This is a genomic window from Magnetococcales bacterium (assembly GCA_015228935.1).
Classification (GTDB): Bacteria; Pseudomonadota; Magnetococcia; order Magnetococcales; family DC0425bin3; genus HA3dbin3.
This window is the reverse complement of sequence record JADGCO010000027.1, coordinates 1-20294: the sequence shown is the minus strand read 5'-3', so window position 1 is coordinate 20294 and position 20294 is coordinate 1. Positions and strand designations below refer to the sequence as shown.

The window sequence follows — 20294 nt, the reverse complement described above, 5'->3', positions numbered from 1 at the left end:
AAATCAATTCTGCCAGAAAAAGGTTTATCAAAACAGGAGAGGTCATATGAGAGAGGAAACGGTTAAGGCATCGGTCGAGAGTGGGTCGGATTCACTCCAGGATTCCTCCTCGTCGGCAACGACCCAATACCTGACCTTCATGCTCGACAGCGAAATCTTTGCCGTGGATATCGCCAAGGTGCGCGAGGTCCTGGAATACACCAACATTACCAAGGTCCCGCGTACTCCGGAATTCATGTGCGGTATCATCAACCTGCGGGGAAGTGTCGTTCCCGTGGTGGACATGCGCCTCAAATTCAGCATGGAACAATCGGAAAGAACCGTCAATACCTGTATCATCATCGTCGAAATCGTCCAGGATGATGAAGTCTCCGAAATTGGTGCCCTGGCCGACTCCGTCAAGGAAGTCATGGAACTCGAACATAACAAAATTGAACCCCCGCCCAAGATCGGTACCAAACTGCGCAGTGATTTCCTCAAAGGAATGGGTAAGCATAACGATCAATTCATCATGATTCTCGACATCAATCGTATCTTCTCCAATGAAGAGTTGTCGTCCATGCAACAGGCCGTCCATTGAGGGTCCATTGAAGATGTTCCTGTTTTCCTCTGGATCCATACCTGGTTTTTCTGGACTCCCGATCTCAGAGGCTGTCTGTTAAACCGCGTCCACTTTGAGATATGCAGTTTTTGTGAAAAAATTTGGGAAGAAAAATTTTATTGGGGCGCTGCCCCAAACCCCGCCAGGAGGAAGGGCGCAGCCCTTCCTCCTGGACCTCCATCCCAGTTTTTCATTCGTTTTTTGAAATTAGCATGTTATTAGACAGCCTCTCAGCCGAAGATCAAGGAGAGGATGTCTGACAGATTTCAATGCTCCTCACAAAATGGCCCGTCGAATGCCCCTGCCCGTGTTGACACCGCTGACAAATCGAGATATTGGAAAAGCAGAGCCTTTGCATGGGTTTTTATCGCCATGGGTCAACGAGTCTGGATTCAATTGGGAGCTGGTGGGAGATGAATAAAAAAATCCGTGTCCTTATCGTGGACGATTCGGCTGTGGTCCGTCAAACCATGGACAAGGTACTCTCATCCGATCCCATGATTGAGGTCATCGGGCATGCCCCGGACCCTTTCGTGGCCGCCGAACGCATCAAAACGCTGGTGCCGGATGTCATCACCCTCGACGTGGAAATGCCCCGCATGGATGGCCTGACCTTTCTGCGGAAAATCATGACACAACATCCCATACGGGTCGTGATGTGCAGCACCCTGACCGTGGAAGGCTCCGAAACCGCCCTGAAAGCCCTGGAATATGGTGCTGTCGATATCATCACCAAACCCAAAATGGGCACCAAGCAGTTTCTGGAAGAAGCCTGCATCTCCATTTGCGATACGGTCAAGGCTGCGGCCATGTGCCGGCTGAACCGCCTGCCATCTCCCAACTCGAACGCCCCCGTCTCGCGTGCCGCACGCGCCGCCAGCCTGGCCCAGGCCGGAAAAGTGGCACCCAAATTGACCGCAGATGCCATGATGCCACCCCCATCCGCCAACCGCGCCATGATCCAAACCACGGAAAAAGTGGTCGCCGTGGGAGCCTCCACGGGAGGAACCGAGGCCCTGCGGGAATTCCTTGAAGAGATGCCCGGCGATTCGCCTGGCATCGTCATCGTCCAGCACATGCCGGAAAATTTTACCAAGGCCTTTTCCAATCGTCTCAACTCCCTCTGCCAGATGACCGTCAAAGAGGCCGAAGACAATGACACCGTTGTCCGGGGCCGGGTGTTGATCGCCCCGGGCAGCAAACACATGATGCTGAAACGGAGTGGTGCCCGCTATTTTGTCGAAGTCCGGGATGGCCCTCTGGTCAGCCGCCACCGCCCCTCGGTGGATGTGCTGTTTCGCTCAACGGCACGTTATGCCGGAAAAAATGCCGTCGGCGTCATCATGACCGGCATGGGCGACGACGGTGCCCGCGGCATGAAAGAAATGAAAGATGCCGGTGCCTACAACATCGCTCAGGATGAAAATTCCTGCGTCGTCTTCGGCATGCCCAAGGAAGCCATCAAACACAAAGGCGTCGATGTCGTCAAGCCGTTGCATCAGATTGCCCAGGAAGTCCTGCGCCATTGCGGGCGTTGAACAACCAGCCGAACCTGCCTTTTCTCCTTTTCTGCCGACCCGACCCCGGCCTCACCATGCGTCCGCGCTACACAGGCAAGAGTTTCCGGTCCCATGACGACACAATCATGCCGCATGCCTTCACGCTGGCACCGGGGCAATTGTATATCAGTGAGTCACCGGTCGTCGTGGACACAATTCTAGGCTCTTGTGTGGCCTTGACCCTGTTCCATCCCAAGACCAGAACCGGGGCCATCTGTCATGGCGTGCAACCCGGTGGTACGACCCCAATCGCCCACCACATCCGGCGTCAACGCCAGAAAGAGTGTTTTCGTTTCGTGGACTGTGCCATCCGGCACATGCTGGAATACTACGACCAGCGCGGTATTTCCCGCCGGGAACTCTCTGCCAAACTGTTTGGGGGTGCCGACATGTATCCCACCCACGACCCGGAAAATACGGTTGGTCGCCAAAATATTCGCATGGCAGAAAACGAAATTCGCGCTGCCGGACTCTTTCTGACTGCCATCAACGTGGGCGGCACCCTGGGACGCCGCATTTTTTTCTACACCCACACCGGCGAAGTTCTCCTTCGCCGTCTGAATAATATTCATCTGTCTTGAAAGACACCGCGTACACGCTGCCGACCCTTTGCGTCCCCCTCTCCCTTTACCCCGCTTCCAGCATCCGACGCGCAGCCTCGGCAAGATAACCGGAGCGGCTCATCCCCAAATCCTTGGCAGCGTGGTCTACCCGCATCACCAAGCTTTCGGCCATGGAAAGATTGAGTTGAATCCATCTGGCAGGAATCTCGACTTTGACCAGGAAACGCCCTACCTCTGCGGAATCTCCCGGATCAGGAGCCACTTCGTCCAACCGGTCCAGAGGAGTCTGATCAGGCAGGGGGTCATTGTCCCGTACCATCAGAGCCACATGACCAGATAATGCTTCCTCAGCCTGCATGGCCGCTTCCTGAACGGATCGGCCAAAACTGACACATCCGGGAATATCCGGAAAGCCGACCCAGATTCCTTCCGACCCGCGATACATGATTGCTGCATAATGTCTTGTTTCCATTTTTAATTTATCCTACCTGATCGCCATACCCGCCTGTTTCTCAATGAGTTTGAGGATAACCAGAGGAACATCTTTTCGAGGATGGGGAACCGTCACTTTCCCAGTCAAAGATGAATGCTTGAAATGATGATGATCACCACGGATAGAATCCAACTGCCATCCAGCTTTTATTAAAATCGCGATCACCTCCCGGCTGCTCATGCTTTTGCCCATCAGCATTCCTCATCGGATCCGACTTTTATACCAAGAATACACAAAAAAACTGGGATGGTCAATCATTTCCCAATTCTTTCAGGGTGTCGCTGGCGCGGCCAAGTATTGCACACCCGGCTTTCCCGGGGAGATGACTTTCAGGACGGAACCCTTTCCATACATGAGATGGTGATAGACGGCATAACCATGCGTCACCTTCTTGACATAATCCCGGGTTTCATGGATTGGAATATCCTCGATAAAATTCAGGGCATCCTTGAGCGTGCGTTCGGGTCGCCAGTTTTGCGCCCGGGATGGTCCAGCATTGTAGGAGATCAAGGCCAGGACCAGATCACCATCGAACCGTTTCAACATGCGAAAAAGGTAGGATTGCCCCAAAGAGAGATTGTAGCCAGGCTGCCGCAACCGATGCGGCGTGGAGGCTTCCATCTTGAGCAATTGGGCCTCTTCCCGAGCCGTGGCTGGCATCAGTTGCAAAAGACCCAAAGCACCACTGCGAGAAACGACGGCAGGAGAAAAAAGGCTCTCCTGGCGGCTCGTTCCCCAAACCAGGGCCGGATCAAGAATCCAGCCCGTATCAGGCTTCCAGGACGGCAGGGGATAGAGTCCGTTCCAAAGGCGGATGCCCTGTTTATAATACAGAGGCGAGGCCACCTGAATGGCATGATTGGGATCTCCATAGGCTGTGGCCAGACAGATCTGTTCGCTGGGATTCAGGCCAAATTTTTCAGCCAGAGCCTGTACTTCCAGACCATTGTGAAAACTGCGACCAATGGTTTTCAGGATTGTCATGCGATTCAGGCCGGTTTGCAGATCCTGCCGTTCCAGAAGGGGACCACAGGGTTGCTCGGCAGGCTCCCGGGGCAGGATCGAGTCGGGATGGGTCATTTCCGCGCCCAGGAAACCATAAAAAGATTCCGGATAACGACCGGCTATCTCCAGCCATGGGGTCGCTTCAGGCTTGGCAATGCCAATCAACACGGCAGCCCAGATGCCCCCCTGGCTGCGCATGCGCAGGTCATCCCCCTCCTCGGCCAGACGTTTGAACATTTCCAGGGCGGCTGGCCTGTTACCCAATTTGTAGGCACACCAGCCGGCCAACCAGAAGGTGTCGGACATTTTGGGGTTTTTGAGTTTGCTGCTGGGTTGCAGGACCAGCCAGGCATTTTTGTAATCCTTGCCTGGATAGACCATGTCCTTGGCCAGACGATAGCGGGCGCGTTGGCTGTCTTCGGGATTGAGCAGTTTTCCCTTTGGACCTTGCAACAGAGCTGCGGCCTGAGAATAAGCACCCTGGCGACGATAATATTCCACTCGTTCAAACCACAGCTCCGAACTTTGCGCCATCTGTTGGGGAAGTTTGGCCACCATGGTCTCGAATTGTCTGCTGTCACTCCTGGCCACGGCCAATGTCAAGAAATAGTTCCGCAGATCCAGGTTGCGAATCTGGCGCAAGACACCAGGAAGGGCATTGGCCTTGCCTTTTTGGATCACGGTTCTGGCCCTGGTTTCATGATCCTCGGCAGTCAATTGCCGGGAGATGACCTGGGTGGCCAGATCCAGGGCGTCGGAAATGTCATACCCATTGCGATAATAGTCCCGCCAGATGCGCCAGGCATCCTCCTGCCGCTGATTGGCCAGAAGAACCTCCAGATAGCGTTTTTGCTGAGAGGCGACTGCCGGTAGGGGTCGGCGATCAAACCATGCCAGGACCTCGGCATCGGTTCCCTCATCCGCGATCCGCTCATCGAGCATACGCTGGATTTTGCCCCCATGCGGGTGGTCCGGCCAGCGCCGCACAAAACTGCGCAAATCGACGGTCAAGGGACGTGCGACCCTGGGATGTTGCAGAAGTTCCAGTTCCAGATAGGAAGTCAGAAGATCGTTGTTTGGCCAGCGCGACCGGTCAAACACCTCGGGTGGCAGCGGATTGTCCATATCAAGATAGGCAAACAGCCGCCGAAAATCGTCCAGCGCGGTATTGTCATCGGCCTGCATGACCTGGACAGGGAACAGGCCACTCACCAGCACGACAAGAATCAAAACCGGAAACGATACCAAACGTGTCAACAACCTGGAGGTAAGCATATCGGGATCCACCGTCTTTCATGTGCCAAACAGGGCGTTGACAAAGTCGTTGGCAGAGAAGGGTTTGAGGTCATCGATCCCCTCGCCGACACCGACAAAGCGAATGGGCAGCCTGAATTTTTCCGCAATACCGACCACGACCCCACCCCGGGCCGTCCCATCCAGTTTGGTGATCACCAGACCGGTCAGACCGAGGGCCTCATGAAACAGAGCCACCTGGCTGATGGCATTCTGGCCGGTGGTCGCATCCATGACCAGCCAGACATCGTGGGGGGCGGCGGCATCCTTGCGTCCCAGAATCCGTTTGACCTTTTTCAACTCTTCCATGAGATTGGCCTTGGTGTGGAGGCGTCCAGCGGTATCGGCGAGCAGCAGGTCGATGCCTCGGGCCACGGCAGCCGCATGGGCATCGAAGATGACCGAAGCACTGTCGGCATTCTGACCCTGGGCGATCACCGGAACCCCGGCCCGCTCGCCCCAGATGCGCAACTGATCGACCGCCGCCGCCCGGAACGTATCCCCCGCCGCCAGCATGACCCGCTGGCCGGCATGGGTAAACTGGGCCGCCAGTTTGCCAATCGTCGTGGTCTTGCCAACCCCATTGACCCCGACCACCAGGATGACGTGTGGCTTGGCCCGGGTCAGATCGAGGGGAGTCTGGTACTGCTCCAGACGTTCCCGGATCACCTCCTGCATCACCAGCCGCAAAGAGGCCCCATCGCTTTGTTTCTTTTCCTTTAACCTGCTACGTGACTCTTCCAGAATGCGGGTGGTGGTCTCCACGCCAAAATCAGCCGTAATGAGCAACTCCTCCAAATCCTCCAGGAGTTCGGCATTGACCTGGCCCCTGGCCAGCAACACGTCCAACTTTTTGACAAACCCTTCACGGGTCCGGTTCAATCCCGACCGCAAACGATCCAGTAACGCCATCTTTTCTCCCGACCATCCCTGTCAAGGCTTTTGCGTTTTAGTCACAAACCCCATTTTTTGTGCCACGGCTTCCATATCTGCCCAGAAAAACTCATTGCCCCGATAACCCCGAAAACGGGCCTGCTCCACCCCCTGACGATCCAATACCAGGATGGTTGGCGTAAAGCAGACCTCCTTGGCCAGGGTGGCATACTCTTTGGGTGGATCGAAGGTATCCACCTTGACCATGGGAAATCTCTGGCCAAGAGCTGTTTTCGGGTACGCCTGCCCAACTTCCTGCTCGAAGGTCCGGCAATAAGGGCACCCGTCGTTGACAAAAACCACAACTCGACCAATAATTTCCGTTTCCAGGGCCGGTATGTCCCGCGCCGTGAGCAGGGCCAATAACAAAATGAAAAGCTTCCCTGTCACTGTGACGATTTTTTGCACCGGAGTTCCTTTCTCTGGCAATCGGACCTGGTATCTAGCAATTTTCATGCCATAGTTGATCGAATACCAACATGACCGAACCCACGCTGTCGGTGATCATTCCCACCTTGAATGAGGCCAACACCCTGCCAGGCTTGCTGCTGCAACTGGGCAGGCAACAACACATCACCCTGGAGGTGATCGTGGCCGATGGCGGTTCACAAGACAATACCCGAATGACACACCAGATGCAAAATGCCCGTTGGATCTCGGCCCCACGGGGTCGGGGTGCGCAACTGCATGCCGGTGGCATGGTGGCCACAGGCAGGGAGTTGCTGTTTTTGCATGCGGATTCGACCTTGACCGCCATCAACCAATTGGCACTGGCCGTGACAGCATTGGCGCAGATGCGCCAACATTGCGGACATGATCGGGTTGCAGGCCATTTTTCGCTTCATTTTCAGGATGCGGCACCCGCTCTGGCCCGCCCCTTGCGTTTCCATGCTGCCAAAAGTGCCCTGAACCGGAAAGGGTGTATCAATGGTGATCAGGGATTTTTATTGGGTCGGCGTTTTTATCAGGAATTGGGCGGCTTCAACCCGCAATTGGCTTTCATGGAAGATCAGGACCTGGCGGCCCGCATTCACCAGGCCGGCGTTTGGATCACCTTGCCCGGCATCCTGAACACATCGGCGCGGCGTTTTCAACGGGAAGGATATGGCCGCCGCACCCTGTTGAATGCCCTGATCATGACCTGTCATCACACCGGCTGGCAGGCATTTCTGCAACAGGCACCGGATCTCTATCGGCAGCAGGATCATACCCGCCCTCTGCAATTGGCTCCGTTTTTCCGGCTGCTGGTGCATCTCAACCGGATGGACGGCATCCAGGTCGCATGGCAACGCTGGCGTGCCATCGGTCGTTATGCCCGACAGGAGACCTGGCAGATTTTTTTCATGCTGGACCTGCTCCTCGCTTTGCCGGCTCCCATGGCCCAAAAAGCTGCCTGCCCCTGCCTTGCTTTTCATGATCGGTTCTGGAAACCTTGCACCCGTTTTCCTCTCTTCGATCTGTTGGCCATGGGTCTGGTCTGGCTTTGGTTGCAGTCGGCCCGCATCTGGTACACCCTTCGGGAAGAATATTTCCATGTCTCCTGACACCGTCAACCCGCTGCATGTCGATTATCTGGAGCAAAAACGCCTGGCATTCAAGGAAGCCATGGCCCGGGTCAATCGTCTGCCGGCATACATCTGGCCGCCGGATGCCTTTCCTGGTCCGGCGCAGGGCGTTGCCGGGGCATTGTTTGCCCGGGGCTGGTTGCTGGAGCATGTCCACCCGCGCTATCACCCGGACGTTTTGAGCATCTCCCGCAATCGCGATCATCTCTGGCTGGTCGATTTATTGCGGCATGCCGAACACACCACCATTCCCGGTTTTGTGGACCGTTTTTTGTCGCACTGGTGGCCGGATGGCCTGCCGGACAGGGAGGATCTGGCCCAACGGATTGTGGACCGGTGGGCCAGCATGGATCCATTCCGTGAGTCCCGTCAGGCCACCTATCGCCGCATCCAGGCCGAGCAAAAGGTTGAGTTCGGCGACCCCGACAACCCCATCGATCGCGAACGCCTGGCGCTGCTCGATCACCTGCCGGATCCGGCTCCCGGGAACCACCGTTTTGCCAAGGCCGGGCTGGTACCGGGTTTGTCTTGTCGGCACAACTGTCGGCACTGCATGTTTGTCTGGCGTCCCCCCGTTCAATCCAAAGTCATGGCACCCGGATCTCTCTTCGCCCTGGCCAACACCCTGACCGAGCGCATTCTGTTTACGGGTGGCGACCTGGCCAGACACATGGAGTCGCTGCTTGCCGCCATCCGCAGCATGGACCGCATCACCACCTTTGCCCTGATCACCAACGGTGATTTTGCCGAAACACAGCCTGCGGCAACGGAATTTTTTTTGCAGATACGCCAGGCCCTGACCGACCGGTCACGAAATGCCGCTCCCGCCCAGGTGATGGTTCAGATCAGTTTTGATGAATTTCATCAGGAAATTCATGCAGACCGGCATGGCAACCTGGCCGAGCGCATCCCCATGGCCTGTATTGCGCACCTTCTGGTTGCCTCCCTGGACTTTCCCGAGATCCAGTTGACGCTCCTGCACAAACAAAATCGCCGCAATTTTGCCAATGACCTGTTCCGCCGTGGCGTCTTCGCCCGCCTGGCCCGGGAATTGGCCCGGCATGGGCATCGGCTTGAAGTCCGGGCCTGTTCCCCTTCCCCCCGCCTGAAAGCCGACCCGGTGGACCCTGGCCGCAAAGCCTCCGTCATTCGCGATGTGCTGTTGACTCTCGCCGACCATCCGCAACGTCTCATTCAATTCACGAGTTCAACCATCGATGCCTATGGACGCGCCGAGCGCCTGGACCCGAGCGAATTTCTCAACGAAAGGGCCTACCTGCAACACATTCTTACCGAAGGTCCCCCCGCAGAAGAACGCTTCGATACCGACCTGATGTTGCATGATCATGGACCCGTCACCCTGTTTGCCGCCATGCACTACACATTGGGAAATCTGCATCACGACACCCTGCCCACCATTCTGGCGCGGCATCACAAGGATCCTCTGCGTCGGGCCTTGGAAAAATTCGATTCCCGGCTGCCCACCCTCTATGCTGAAGTTTGCGACGATCTCCCCAAACTCCTGGAACATACCACCGGCCCCCACCACTTCTTCCATCGCCTGACCCGCTCCAGCCAGGTCCGCCTGCACCTGACCAGAAGATTGCTGGAAATGGCTTGAAAATGAATTTTTTTGGTATTTTATAAGTAATTCTGGTAGTCTGGCCGGGTGATAGTCGGCTTGTTACATCAATGACCTTGCCAGGAATGAACCCACGCGCCAATTGTCTCCCAAGTAAATGACCATGACCAGAAAAAGCAACATTGCCAGAGTGACTGACGCCTATCATGCACATCCAGAAAACATTGAGGTTCCCCCCAGAAAAGCTCCCCATGGCGGTGCTGGAGGAGGAGGAAATGACGGTATGGAAGCACGTGTAGCCAGACTCGAGGCCAACGTCGAACACATCCAATCGGATTTGACGGACTTGAAGGCCGAATTCCGGGATTTTCGGAAGGAAGTCAGCGCCGAGTTCAAGGAAATCAAAGCGGAATTCAAGGGAATCGACGCAGAATTCACCTCCCTGCGCAAGGAAATGAAGGAGGAATCCAACACTCTCCGCAAGGAAATGAAGGAGGAATCCAACGCACTCCGAGGGGAATTGCTTGAATTCAGAAGAGAAATCAACTCAAGATTCACGGATTCCCAGGCCGAGTTCCGTGACTTGCGAACCGAATTCCGCGATGTGCGCCGTACCATGTGGCTGATGTTTGCCTTTTTGATCAGCCTTTCCGGCACCCTGGTCGGTATGATGGCCAAAGGGTTCGGATGGTGGTAGAATGACAATGACTAGAAAAAGCAACATCGCCAGAGTGCCCAACGCCTTGCATGCACATCCAGAAAACATCGAGATTCCCCCCAAACAAGCTCCCCATGGCGGTGCTGGAGGAGGAGACGGCGGTATGGAAGCACGTGTAGCCAGACTTGAAGCCAATGTCGAACACATCCAGTCGGATTTGACGGACTTGAAGGCCGAATTCCGGGATTTTCGGAAGGAAGTCAGCGCCGAGTTCAAGGAAATCAAAGCGGAATTCAAGGGAATCGATGCAGAATTCAAGGGAATCGATGCAGAATTCACCTCCCTACGCAAGGAAATGAAGGAGGAATCCAACGCTCTCCGCAAGGAAATCAAGGAAGAATCCAACGCCCTCCGAGCGGAGATGAACACTCAATTTATTGAATTCAGAAGAGAAATAAACTCAAGATTCACGGATTCCCAGGCCGAGTTCCGTGACTTGCGAACCGAATTCCGCGATGTGCGCCGTACCATGTGGCTGATGTTTGCCTTTTTGATCAGCCTCTCTGGAACCCTGGTCGGCATGATGGCCAAGGGGTTCGGATGGTGGTGATGATTCAATACAGATCCCGGGGCTTTTTCGCCCCAGCCAGCCAGAAATTCCGCGCAACACACTGGAAATATGTGGTTTCTTTGTCAAGCATATGACACGCAAAGATTTTTGAAAGCAGCTTGCGAAAACAATTCGTTACACTTCAGAAAGTCGTCCGCGCCCCCAATATCCATATTGTACCAAAGGATTTTGCATCTGATCTTCAGCACAGATCAGGCCAAAACGACTTTTGCCAGGGTGCGGGATGTGGCAAACTTCCTCCATGTGCCTGGAATACGCATGTCTGGGCAGACCAGGACCAGCGAACTCCCGACAATTCATGAATTTCCAGACGTTAAAGGCCTCAAGCCCATCGCGATTCCTGCTGAACCAACACGGATCGACAAGGTAACATCATGGAAAATATGGAAAATTTTATTTCCCGACTCAGGAATATGGGCATCACATTCACCATCGATCAGGGGCGTCTGCGTTACGGATCCCCCAAAGGCGTGATGACGCCCGACCTTCTGGAACAGCTCACCGCACGCAAAACAGAGATTATTTCATGGCTGGAACAACAGGAGAGCGCCTGGCAAACCGGAAATTTCGAGACACCCATTCCGGTCATGCCGCGCACGCAGGGACTGCCCCTCTCGTTTGCCCAACAGCGTTTGTGGTTCCTCGATCAATTGGAACACGGCAAATCAGCCACCTACAATGTCCCACCTTCCGTCATCCGGGTCCGCGGCACCTTGAACATGACGGCCCTCGAACAGGCCTTGAATGCCATTATCCAGCGTCACGAAGTGTTGCACAGTGCCTTCCGGATCGAGGGTGACCAGCCAGTCCAGTTGACCAGGCATCAGGCCAGACTGACCCTGACCCAAATCGATCTGCACCATCTGACCCCGGATGCACAAAAAGCGCATATTGCCCGCATCACCCGCGAACAGGCGGAGACCCCATTCAATCTGGCCTCCGGCAATCTGCTGTTCCGGGTGGTCATGCTCAATATTCATGAATTTGAAAATATTTTCATTTTGACGATGCATCACATTATTTCCGACGGCTGGTCGATCAATCTGTTCATTCAGGAGTTGTCGGTATTTTATCATGCCTTTGATACCGGCCAACCGGCTCAGCTTCCCACTCTGCCCATCCAGTATGCCGACTTTGCACATTGGGAGCGGCAAAGGCTGCAAGGCGAATTTCTGGAAACCAGAAAAAAATATTGGCGCGAGCAGTTGGCCCAGGTGCCCACCATGCTGGAACTGCCCCTGGATTTTCCCCGTCCACGCATCCAACGCTATCATGGCAGCACGGAGCAGATCTGTTTTTCACCCGAATTTGCCAAACGACTCGAAAAATTTTGTGTCGAGGCCAAGGTGACCCTGTTCATGGCCTTGCTGGGGGCCTTTGCGACCTTGTTGTATCGCTACACCCGGCAGGAAGATGTCGTCATCGGCTCGCCCATCGCCAATCGACCGCACAGCCAGACCGAAGCCCTGATCGGCCTGTTTTTGAACACGCTGATCTTGCGTGTCCGGCTGCACGGCAATCCGGGATATATTGATCTGTTGAAGCGGATCAAGGAGATGGCGCTGGCGGCCTATGAACACAAGGATTTACCGTTTGAAAAACTCCTGGACGAGCTGAAGGTCGAGCGCAGCCTGAATGTCACCCCCCTCTTCCAGGTGATGTTCGTCCTGCAAAATGCCCCCTTGCAGGAGATCAAACTGGAAGGATTGACCCTGACACCCCTCCCCACCGAAGACATGACCGCCGTGGTGGATCTGGTGCTGGACATGGAAGAGACCCCCCAGGGTCTCGAAGCCAGGTTTCGCTACAACACCGACCTGTTCAGCCAGGCCACCATCCAGCGCATGGCCGGACATTTTCGGACCCTGCTCACCGGCCTGCTCGATCAACCCCGGCAACCCGTGGCAACAGTGCCTTTGTTGACACCGGAAGAACAGACGCAGCTCCAGCAATGGAACCATACGGCCACCGATTTTCCCCTGCATCGGTGCCTGCATGCCTGGATCGAAGACCAGGTGGAAAAAACGCCGGAGGCACGGGCCGTGTTTTGCGAGGGCCGGCATCTGAGCTACCGGGAACTGAACATCCAGGCCAACCGGTTGGCGCATCACCTGCAAAGTCTGGGTATCGGGGTTGGATCCTTGGTAGGTCTCTGCCTGGAACGGTCCCTGGAAATGGTGGTCGGCCTGGTCGCCATCCTCAAGGCAGGCGGGGCCTACGTACCCCTGGATCCCGACTATCCATCGGAACGTCTGGCCTTCATGATGACCGATGCCCAGGCACCGGTCCTGCTGACCCAGACCCATTTATCGACCCTGGTCGGGCAGTTCAACACGCTGGCTCAGGTCATCTGTCTGGATCAGGAAATTGCCAACCCGACCCGGGAGTGGCCAACCCACAACCCGGTCATTCTGGCCACACCGGCCCACCCGGCCTACGTCATGTATACCTCGGGGTCCACGGGCCGTCCCAAGGGCGTGATCATTTCGCACCGGGCCATCTGCAACCGGATCATGTGGATGCAAAGCGCCTTTCCCCTGGATGCCACGGATCGCGTGCTGCAAAAAACCACGGTTTGTTTCGACGTGTCGGTATGGGAATTTTTCTGGCCCCTGATGGTGGGGGCACAAACCGTGCTGGCCAAACCAGGCGGTCACAAGGAGAGCGCCTATCTGGTGCGTTTCATCCAGGAACAACAGATCACCACCCTGCAATTTGTCCCCTCCATGATGCAGTTGTTCGTGCAGGAAAAGGGCGTGGATGCATGCCACTCCATCCGGCGGGTGATCAGTGGCGGCGAAGCCTTGCGTTATGAATTGCAGGAGATGCTGTTTGCCCGTCTTCCGGCCACGGTGGAACTGCACAACCTGTATGGCCCGACAGAAGCAGCCATCGATGTCACCCACTGGCCCTGCCGACGCCAGCATCCCCTGACACAGGTGCCCATTGGCCGGCCAATCGCCAATACCCGGATTTACATCCTGGATCCCAATCTGCAACTGCTGCCGGTTGGCGTGCCCGGAGAGTTGCACATTGCCGGCGTCCAACTGGCGGACGGATATTTGAATCGACCGGAACTGACCCGGGAAAAATTCATTCCCGATCCCTTCAGCCCGGATCCGCAAGCCAGACTCTACAAAACCGGCGATCTGGTGCGTTATCGCCCGGACGGTCCCATCGAATATCTGGGACGACTCGACTTTCAGGTCAAGATACGCGGCTTCCGGATCGAGTTGGGCGAAATCGAGGCACTCCTCGTGCAACATGCCACCGTGGCCGAAGCCGTGGTCATGGCCAGACAGGATGACGGACCCGAACAGGCGGCACGCCTCGTGGCCTACCTGGTCCCCACCCCGGGACACACAATCTCCATCCCTGCCTTGCGCCAGTATCTCAAGGAAAAACTGGCGGAACACATGATACCGGCTGTTTTCATTCCTCTGGAACGCATGCCATTGACCGAAAGCGGCAAGGTCAATCGCCAGGCACTCCCCAAGCCGGATGTCAACCGCCGCGACCTGGAAACAGCCTATGTTCCCCCCCGAACATCCATCGAACAACATCTGGTCCAATTGTGGCAGGAAATATTGCAGATCCACCAGATCGGCATCCATGACAATTTTTTCGAGCTGGGTGGCGATTCCATCAAGGGGGTGATTTTCGTCAACAAGTTGCAGGCTTTCCTGCATGTGCCCATCGATGTCGTGGCCCTGTTCGAGGCCCCGACCATCGCCCTGTTCATGGATCATTTGCAACAACTCTCCGCCGATGAATTTTTGACCAAAGGCGGCCAGACGGTTGTCGGGGTGCGGAGTATGGGAGAATGCTACCTTGCCCCAATCCAGGTCATTGCACGCCAGGGAGTTCTGCCCCTCTCCTTCGCCCAGCAACGGTTGTGGTTTCTCGACCAGTTGGAAGGGGCCAGCCCCACCTACTCCATGCCCGTGGCCTGGCATCTGCACGGCCAGTTGAACCGGCAGGCATTGCACCAAAGTCTGCAAATCATCGTTGAGCGCCACGAAATCCTGCGCAGTTGCTATCCGACCGTGGATGGCGTGGCCATGGTGCGCATGGTCCAGGATCCGTTCGTCATGCAGCAGGTCGATCTGCAACATCTGGATACCTCCGCGCAAACCCTCCAGGTGCAAAAAGTCGCTGCCGCCGATGCGGAACACCCCTTCAACATCGCAACAGGCCCCCTGTTTCGTGCCACCCTGATCCTGCTGCGTGCCGACAGCCATGTCATGCTGATCAACATGCACCACATCATTTCGGATGGCTGGTCCATCGGGGTGTTGTTGCAGGAGTGCGGTCAGCTCTATGCGGCCCTGGCCCAGGGGGAAACCTCGCCTCTCCCCCCCCTGCCCATCCAGTATGTCGATTTTGCAGCCTGGCAAAGAACCTGGCTGAGCGGGGATGTCCTGACCGAACAGTTGACCTACTGGACCAGACAACTGGCCGGTGCCCCGGCCCTGCTGGAACTGCCCACCGATTATCCCCGTCCGGCCATGCAACGATTCCAGGGCAATCTGGTCCGATTTACCCTCACCCGGGAGGAAACCACCCAGATTCAGGAATTGGGTCAAGGGGTGGGGGCATCGCTGTTCATGACCCTGTTTGGGGCTTTCGGGGCATTGTTGTCGCGCTACAGCCAGCAAACCGATCTGGTGATCGGCTTTCCCACCGCCAACCGCACGGTGCGGGAGGTGGAGGGGTTGATCGGCTTTTTTGTCAATACCCTGGTGTTGCGGCTGGATCTCTCTGCCAACCCCACGGTGGAAGAGCTTCTCCAACAAACCCGGCAAACGGCCCTGGCCGCCTATACCCATCAGGATCTCCCCTTTGAAAAACTGGTGGACGAGCTGAAGGTGGAGCGCAACCTGAGCCACTCCCCCCTGTTCCAGGTCATGTTCATTTTTCAGAACAAGAGCGAGGGCAAACCGACCCTGCCGGGCCTGATCCTGGAAAACCTCCCCCAGGAGCTGGTCATTTCCAAGTTCGACCTGACGCTCCAGATCGAGGAAACCAGCGAAGGTCTGCTCGGAACCCTGGAATACAACAGCGATCTTTTCGCCCGGGAAACCGTGGAACGCCTGGGAACCCACTACAAGACCCTGTTGGCGGGTTGCATCGCCATGCCCCAACAACCCATCCAGCAGGTGCCCTTGTTGACCGCAACGGAACGGCACACCCTGCGCGAGGTCTGGAACGACACCACCCGGATCTGGCCCGATCTCCCGACTCTGCACCAGATGGTGGAAATTCAATGCGCCAAATCCCCGGATGCCATAGCCGTGCAGTGTGCCGGACAGGCCTGGACCTATGGTGAATTGAATCGCCGTGCCAATCAACTGGCCCACCATTTGCAGACGCTGGGGGTCAAACCCGATACCCTGGTAGGCGTCTGCCTGGAGCGGTCCCTGGACATGCTGCTTGGCCTGTTGGCCATTCTCAAGGCAGGCGGGGCTTACGTGCCTCTGGATCCCGCCTATCCGGTGGACCGTCTGGCCTACATTCTGGAAGATGCGGGGGTAAAAATTTTGTTGACCCAAAACAATCTTTTGGGCCACATACCCGCTTCCGGCGTCAGCACCCTCTGCCTGGATACCGATGCCAGCCGGTTTGCCCGGGAACAGACCGACAATCCACGCTCCGAGACAGAAGCCGGCCATCTGGCTTATGTCATCTACACCTCGGGTTCGACGGGTCGGCCCAAAGGGGTGATGATTTCCCATGGGGCGGTGGTCAATTTCATGTGGAGCATGCAACAGACCCCGGGCTTCTCGGCCCGGGACTCTCTCCTGGCCGTCACCACCATCTCCTTTGACATTTCCATTCTGGAACTGTTTCTGCCCCTGACGGTCGGCGGGCGGGTCGTGATCGCCGACACGGAGATGGTCCGAAGTGGTGCCTCTCTGTTGCAGGCTTTGCGGCAGGAACAGATCACCCTGATGCAGGCCACCCCGGCGACCTGGCGTCTGCTGCTCGACCAGGACTGGGAACCGATGCCCAACCTCACCATCCTGTGTGGCGGCGAACCCCTCCCCCGTCACATGGCCGTTGCGTTGCTGGAAAAGTGCGGCACGCTCTGGAACATGTATGGGCCAACAGAGACTACCATCTGGTCAACGGTGCAACGGGTGGTGCCCCGGTCCGGGCAGTCCGGGGCGGTGGAACCCATCGGGCATCCCATTGCCAACACCCGGATTTACATTCTGGATGCCCACCTCGACATGGTTCCCATCGGTGTCGCCGGAGAACTCTGCATCGGTGGTGCCGGTGTGGCACGGGGGTATCGCAACCGACCCGATCTGACAGCGGAAAAATTCATTCCCGATCCATTCAGGCCTGGGGAGCGCATCTACAAAACCGGAGACCTGGCCCGTTACCTGGCGGATGGCACCCTCGACTATGTGCGCCGCCTGGACAATCAGGTCAAGATTCGCGGCTTCCGCATCGAACTGGGCGAAATCGAAAGCCATCTGGTTCAACATCCGGCGATCCGGGAAGGGGTGGCCCATGTGCATGAAAACACCGCTACCCAGGAGCGGTCCCTGGTGGCTTATCTTGTTCCCCATGCCGGACAAAAGGTTCCCGACCCTGTTGAATTGCGCCGTTTTCTCCAGGGACGTCTGCCAGATTACATGCTTCCCAACCACTTTGTCATTCTGGATGCCCTCCCCCTGACCCCCAACGGCAAGATCAACCGTCGTGCCCTGCCCGAACCGCGCCCCGGCCAGCGGATCAACCCGGACCAGGCCGCCCTCTCTTCCCGGGATATTCTGGAACTCGAACTGGTCCAGATCTGGGAAGATGTTTTGCAGATACGTCCGATTGGCATTCGGGACAACTTTTTCGATCTGGGCGGACACTCCCTGATCGCGGTGCGGTTGATGGCCCGGATCGAACAACATTTCAAGAAAAGTCTGCCGCTGTCTGTCTTGTTTCAAGGCAGCACCATTGAACAACTCGCCCGGATCATCCGCAAGCAGAGCGCGACGGATCCCTGGTCTTCTTTGGTCGCCATCCAGGGCCGGGGCAACCAGTCTCCCTTTTTCTGCGTTGCCGGAGCCGGGGGATACGTCATTTATTTTCATCAACTTGGACGTTGCCTGGCGGCGGACCGTCCTTTTTATGCCCTGCAACCTCCCGGGCTGGATGGTGCCACAGCCCCTCATGAACGTGTGGAGGATCTGGCCGCCCATTACATCGCCACCATCAAGGGTGTCCAACCCCATGGCCCCTATTATCTGGGAGGGCACTCTTTTGGTGGCACCGTGGCCTATGAAATGGTCCGCCAGCTTCATGCCCGGGGAGAGCCGGTTGCCTTGCTCGCCATTCTCGACTCTCCGGCACCACACCATTACCATCCGGTTGGTCTCGATTGGAGTCAGGCCCAATGGTTGTCGCAATTGGCGGAGATCATCGAACACATGTACGGTACCCCATTGGAAATCACCCGGGCCATGATGACCACCCTCAATCCGGAAGAACCGCTGCGCCATCTGTTCGAGCGGTTGAAAAAGAACGATATCCTGCCTGCCGATGCCAATATTGCCCATTTCCAAGGCTTCATTCGTGTCTACAAGACCAACCTTCAGGTCAGATACACCCCCCCGCAAGAGCATCTGCCAGTCAGAATGGTTTTGTTCAGTTCCCGTGATTTGCAACCAGATAATCTGACAACGGAAAAGATGGATCCCGCCATCCGCCTGGATCCTTTTCAGGGTTGGAGTCCCTACAGTGCCAAGCCGGTGGAATTACATGTCATTCCGGGGGACCACCTCACCATGATGCAACAGCCGCATGTCGAAATTCTGGCGGAAAAGTTGCGCGGGTGCCTGGCCCACCTTTAACATGCTTTGATCATTTTTGGCTGATTATTACGATCACCCATGCAGTATAAGGTTATTTTCGTGCCAACCTTCCGCTTTTTTGGTGGAGATGTCATTCATGTCCAAACCCCTGCGCTGGTTGCATATTTCCGATATTCACATGGGTTGTCCAGGAAAAGAGCTTTGGTGGCAGACCAACCAGGAGTTCGGCGACACTCTCCGGGAGATGGTGGCCAGGCAGGGAGCGCCGGATCTGCTTTTGATCACCGGGGATATTGCCTGGTCAGGGGCCAAGGCCGAGTATGACTCATTTGATCGCTTTCTTGACCAACTTTTGACATGGTTGACCGATAACGGCAAACATTCCAAACCTCTCGTCATTCCCGTGCCGGGCAATCATGATTTGGACAGGAGACAGGTCGATCACAATCCTTTGCTGCAACTTTTCGGAAAAAGTTTGGGCACGGAGGCATGGCCGTTGCAATTACCCATTCTGGAACAATTGGTGTGGCAAGAAACAGGCACCAGTCCATTGCATGTCCTTTTCCAGAATTATTTGGAGTGGTTCGACAGAAGGATTGCTCCCTGTCTGGGCAAGGGCTACCACCCCTCCCCTTTTCCAGGTGACTTTTCCCTGCAACTCGACCTGCCCGGCAAATTTCCGCTCACCCTGGTGGGTCTCAACTCGGCCTGGATGCATTACCAGAAAGAGGGAAACTTCCTTGGGAAACTGGAATTGCTTGCGGGACAGTTGCCAAACGCCCTGGCGAACCATGCGTCAGGCAATCCCCTGGAAAGGATCAAAGAAAACGCCCTGATGCTCATGCACCATCCGGTGTCATGGTTTTCGCGGGCCACCCGACAGCTCCATGATGAAAAAATTTATCCTTCGGGACGTTTTCACGCTTGCCTGTGTGGTCATGCGCATACCGGGGATGCCGAGTTCAGGCGACATTTTGGTGATCGAGGGCGTTGCACCATCATGGCACCCTCCCTGTTTGGGTTGGAGGGATACCAGACAGCCCATGAAAGCCGTTCCATGGGGTTCATGTGGGGCAGCCTGGACCAGACCGGGGAGGTACGTCTCTGGCCTTATCTCCAGACCAGACGGGGCGGCGGCAACTGGGCCTTTGCCTGGGATCCCCGCGCCAAAGAACATGAAAAAGGGGTCTCTGTTTGTGACGGAGATGGCCGGATTGAACACGCTGATATGACGCCCTGGCTGCAATCCCTCCTGGACCGCACCCAGCACATTAAAATCAGTGGCATTGGCACCGGCAAAGGGCGCGGCAAAGAGGCCAAACCCGTCTATCCCATCGAAGATTTATACACCACCCTGAAAAGCCGTGACGAACGCGGAACAATGGATCGGGGCCATGAATCCCTGCTCCTGCAACAACTCCTGCCTCACCACGCCCGTCTGCTTATCGAGGGGGCACCGGGTTCCGGCAAGACCACGTTTCTCAAGCTGGTGGCCACCATGCTGGCCCGGGATTTGTTGGGGATACCTTGTCCTGATGGTACCTCCTGGCGCAAGCGCCATCTGGGGTTGGACAACACACAAAAACCCAAAATT

The 20294-nt window shown here is 56.2% G+C and carries 14 protein-coding genes; 9 read left to right on the top strand and 5 right to left on the bottom strand.

Annotation, left to right across the window (positions count from 1 at the left end; translation table 11 throughout):
* Positions 1 to 46: 46 nt before the first annotated feature.
* From HQL65_08535 to HQL65_08525, 3 genes are all read left to right on the top strand, one after another.
* The gene (locus tag HQL65_08535) at positions 47 to 580 is read left to right on the top strand and encodes a chemotaxis protein CheW (protein ID MBF0136274.1); all 534 of its coding nucleotides are present in this window, start codon (positions 47 to 49) and stop codon (positions 578 to 580) included.
* A gap of 434 nt (positions 581 to 1014) precedes the next feature.
* Positions 1015 to 2139, top strand: a complete 1125-nt coding sequence (locus HQL65_08530) for a chemotaxis response regulator protein-glutamate methylesterase (protein ID MBF0136273.1) — start codon at positions 1015 to 1017, stop codon at positions 2137 to 2139.
* Between the two features lie 56 nt (positions 2140 to 2195).
* Positions 2196 to 2741 carry a chemotaxis protein CheD gene (locus HQL65_08525; GenBank protein MBF0136272.1) on the top strand — a complete coding sequence of 182 codons (546 nt, stop codon included), beginning with the start codon at positions 2196 to 2198 and terminating at the stop codon, positions 2739 to 2741.
* 46 nt (positions 2742 to 2787) lie between these two features.
* Here HQL65_08525 and HQL65_08520 read toward each other — a convergent pair whose 3' ends face one another.
* The 5 genes from HQL65_08520 to HQL65_08500 form a co-directional block, all read right to left on the bottom strand.
* On the bottom strand, positions 2788 to 3195 hold the full coding sequence (locus tag HQL65_08520) for a type II toxin-antitoxin system HicB family antitoxin (protein ID MBF0136271.1): 408 nt from the start codon (positions 3193 to 3195) through the stop codon (positions 2788 to 2790).
* Positions 3196 to 3207: 12 nt separating this feature from the next.
* The gene (locus tag HQL65_08515; GenBank protein ID MBF0136270.1) at positions 3208 to 3396 is read right to left on the bottom strand and encodes a type II toxin-antitoxin system HicA family toxin; all 189 of its coding nucleotides are present in this window, start codon (positions 3394 to 3396) and stop codon (positions 3208 to 3210) included.
* A 90-nt stretch (positions 3397 to 3486) separates the two neighbouring features.
* A complete protein-coding gene (locus HQL65_08510) occupies positions 3487 to 5496 on the bottom strand; it encodes a lytic transglycosylase domain-containing protein (protein MBF0136269.1) in 2010 nt (669 codons plus the stop codon).
* 18 nt (positions 5497 to 5514) lie between these two features.
* Positions 5515 to 6426 (bottom strand): signal recognition particle-docking protein FtsY, encoded by a 912-nt coding sequence (ftsY, locus tag HQL65_08505; protein MBF0136268.1) that lies wholly within the window; start codon positions 6424 to 6426, stop codon positions 5515 to 5517.
* A gap of 21 nt (positions 6427 to 6447) precedes the next feature.
* Positions 6448 to 6855 (bottom strand): thioredoxin fold domain-containing protein, encoded by a 408-nt coding sequence (locus tag HQL65_08500; GenBank protein MBF0136267.1) that lies wholly within the window; start codon positions 6853 to 6855, stop codon positions 6448 to 6450.
* A 71-nt stretch (positions 6856 to 6926) separates the two neighbouring features.
* Between HQL65_08500 and HQL65_08495 the strand changes: the two genes are divergently transcribed.
* The 6 genes from HQL65_08495 to HQL65_08470 all read left to right on the top strand — a co-directional run.
* Positions 6927 to 7991 carry a TIGR04283 family arsenosugar biosynthesis glycosyltransferase gene (locus tag HQL65_08495; GenBank protein MBF0136266.1) on the top strand — a complete coding sequence of 355 codons (1065 nt, stop codon included), beginning with the start codon at positions 6927 to 6929 and terminating at the stop codon, positions 7989 to 7991.
* On the top strand, positions 7981 to 9633 hold the full coding sequence (locus HQL65_08490) for a hypothetical protein (protein MBF0136265.1): 1653 nt from the start codon (positions 7981 to 7983) through the stop codon (positions 9631 to 9633). Before HQL65_08495 ends, HQL65_08490 begins: the two co-directional genes overlap by 11 nt.
* 244 nt (positions 9634 to 9877) lie before the next feature.
* Entirely contained in the window at positions 9878 to 10291 is a 414-nt protein-coding gene (locus HQL65_08485) for a hypothetical protein (GenBank protein MBF0136264.1), read from the top strand.
* Between the two features lie 7 nt (positions 10292 to 10298).
* A complete protein-coding gene (locus HQL65_08480; protein MBF0136263.1) occupies positions 10299 to 10862 on the top strand; it encodes a DUF1640 domain-containing protein in 564 nt (187 codons plus the stop codon).
* Between the two features lie 395 nt (positions 10863 to 11257).
* Positions 11258 to 18739, top strand: coding sequence for an amino acid adenylation domain-containing protein (locus HQL65_08475; GenBank protein MBF0136262.1), 7482 nt, complete (start codon positions 11258 to 11260; stop codon positions 18737 to 18739).
* Positions 18740 to 18836: 97 nt separating this feature from the next.
* The coding region (locus HQL65_08470; protein ID MBF0136261.1) for a metallophosphoesterase at positions 18837 to 20294 on the top strand (1458 nt) is incomplete at its 3' end.

Coding starts and splice junctions, on each gene's coding strand:
- HQL65_08525 (MBF0136272.1), top strand. CDS start 2,196: ATGCGTCCGCGCTACACAGGCAAGAGTTTCCGGTCCCATGACGACACA.
- HQL65_08535 (MBF0136274.1), top strand. CDS start 47: ATGAGAGAGGAAACGGTTAAGGCATCGGTCGAGAGTGGGTCGGATTCA.
- HQL65_08485 (MBF0136264.1), top strand. CDS start 9,878: ATGGAAGCACGTGTAGCCAGACTCGAGGCCAACGTCGAACACATCCAA.
- HQL65_08510 (MBF0136269.1), bottom strand. CDS start 5,496: ATGCTTACCTCCAGGTTGTTGACACGTTTGGTATCGTTTCCGGTTTTG.
- HQL65_08530 (MBF0136273.1), top strand. CDS start 1,015: ATGAATAAAAAAATCCGTGTCCTTATCGTGGACGATTCGGCTGTGGTC.
- HQL65_08490 (MBF0136265.1), top strand. CDS start 7,981: ATGTCTCCTGACACCGTCAACCCGCTGCATGTCGATTATCTGGAGCAA.
- HQL65_08515 (MBF0136270.1), bottom strand. CDS start 3,396: ATGAGCAGCCGGGAGGTGATCGCGATTTTAATAAAAGCTGGATGGCAG.
- HQL65_08495 (MBF0136266.1), top strand. CDS start 6,927: ATGACCGAACCCACGCTGTCGGTGATCATTCCCACCTTGAATGAGGCC.
- HQL65_08520 (MBF0136271.1), bottom strand. CDS start 3,195: ATGGAAACAAGACATTATGCAGCAATCATGTATCGCGGGTCGGAAGGA.
- HQL65_08475 (MBF0136262.1), top strand. CDS start 11,258: ATGGAAAATATGGAAAATTTTATTTCCCGACTCAGGAATATGGGCATC.
- ftsY (MBF0136268.1), bottom strand. CDS start 6,426: ATGGCGTTACTGGATCGTTTGCGGTCGGGATTGAACCGGACCCGTGAA.
- HQL65_08480 (MBF0136263.1), top strand. CDS start 10,299: ATGACTAGAAAAAGCAACATCGCCAGAGTGCCCAACGCCTTGCATGCA.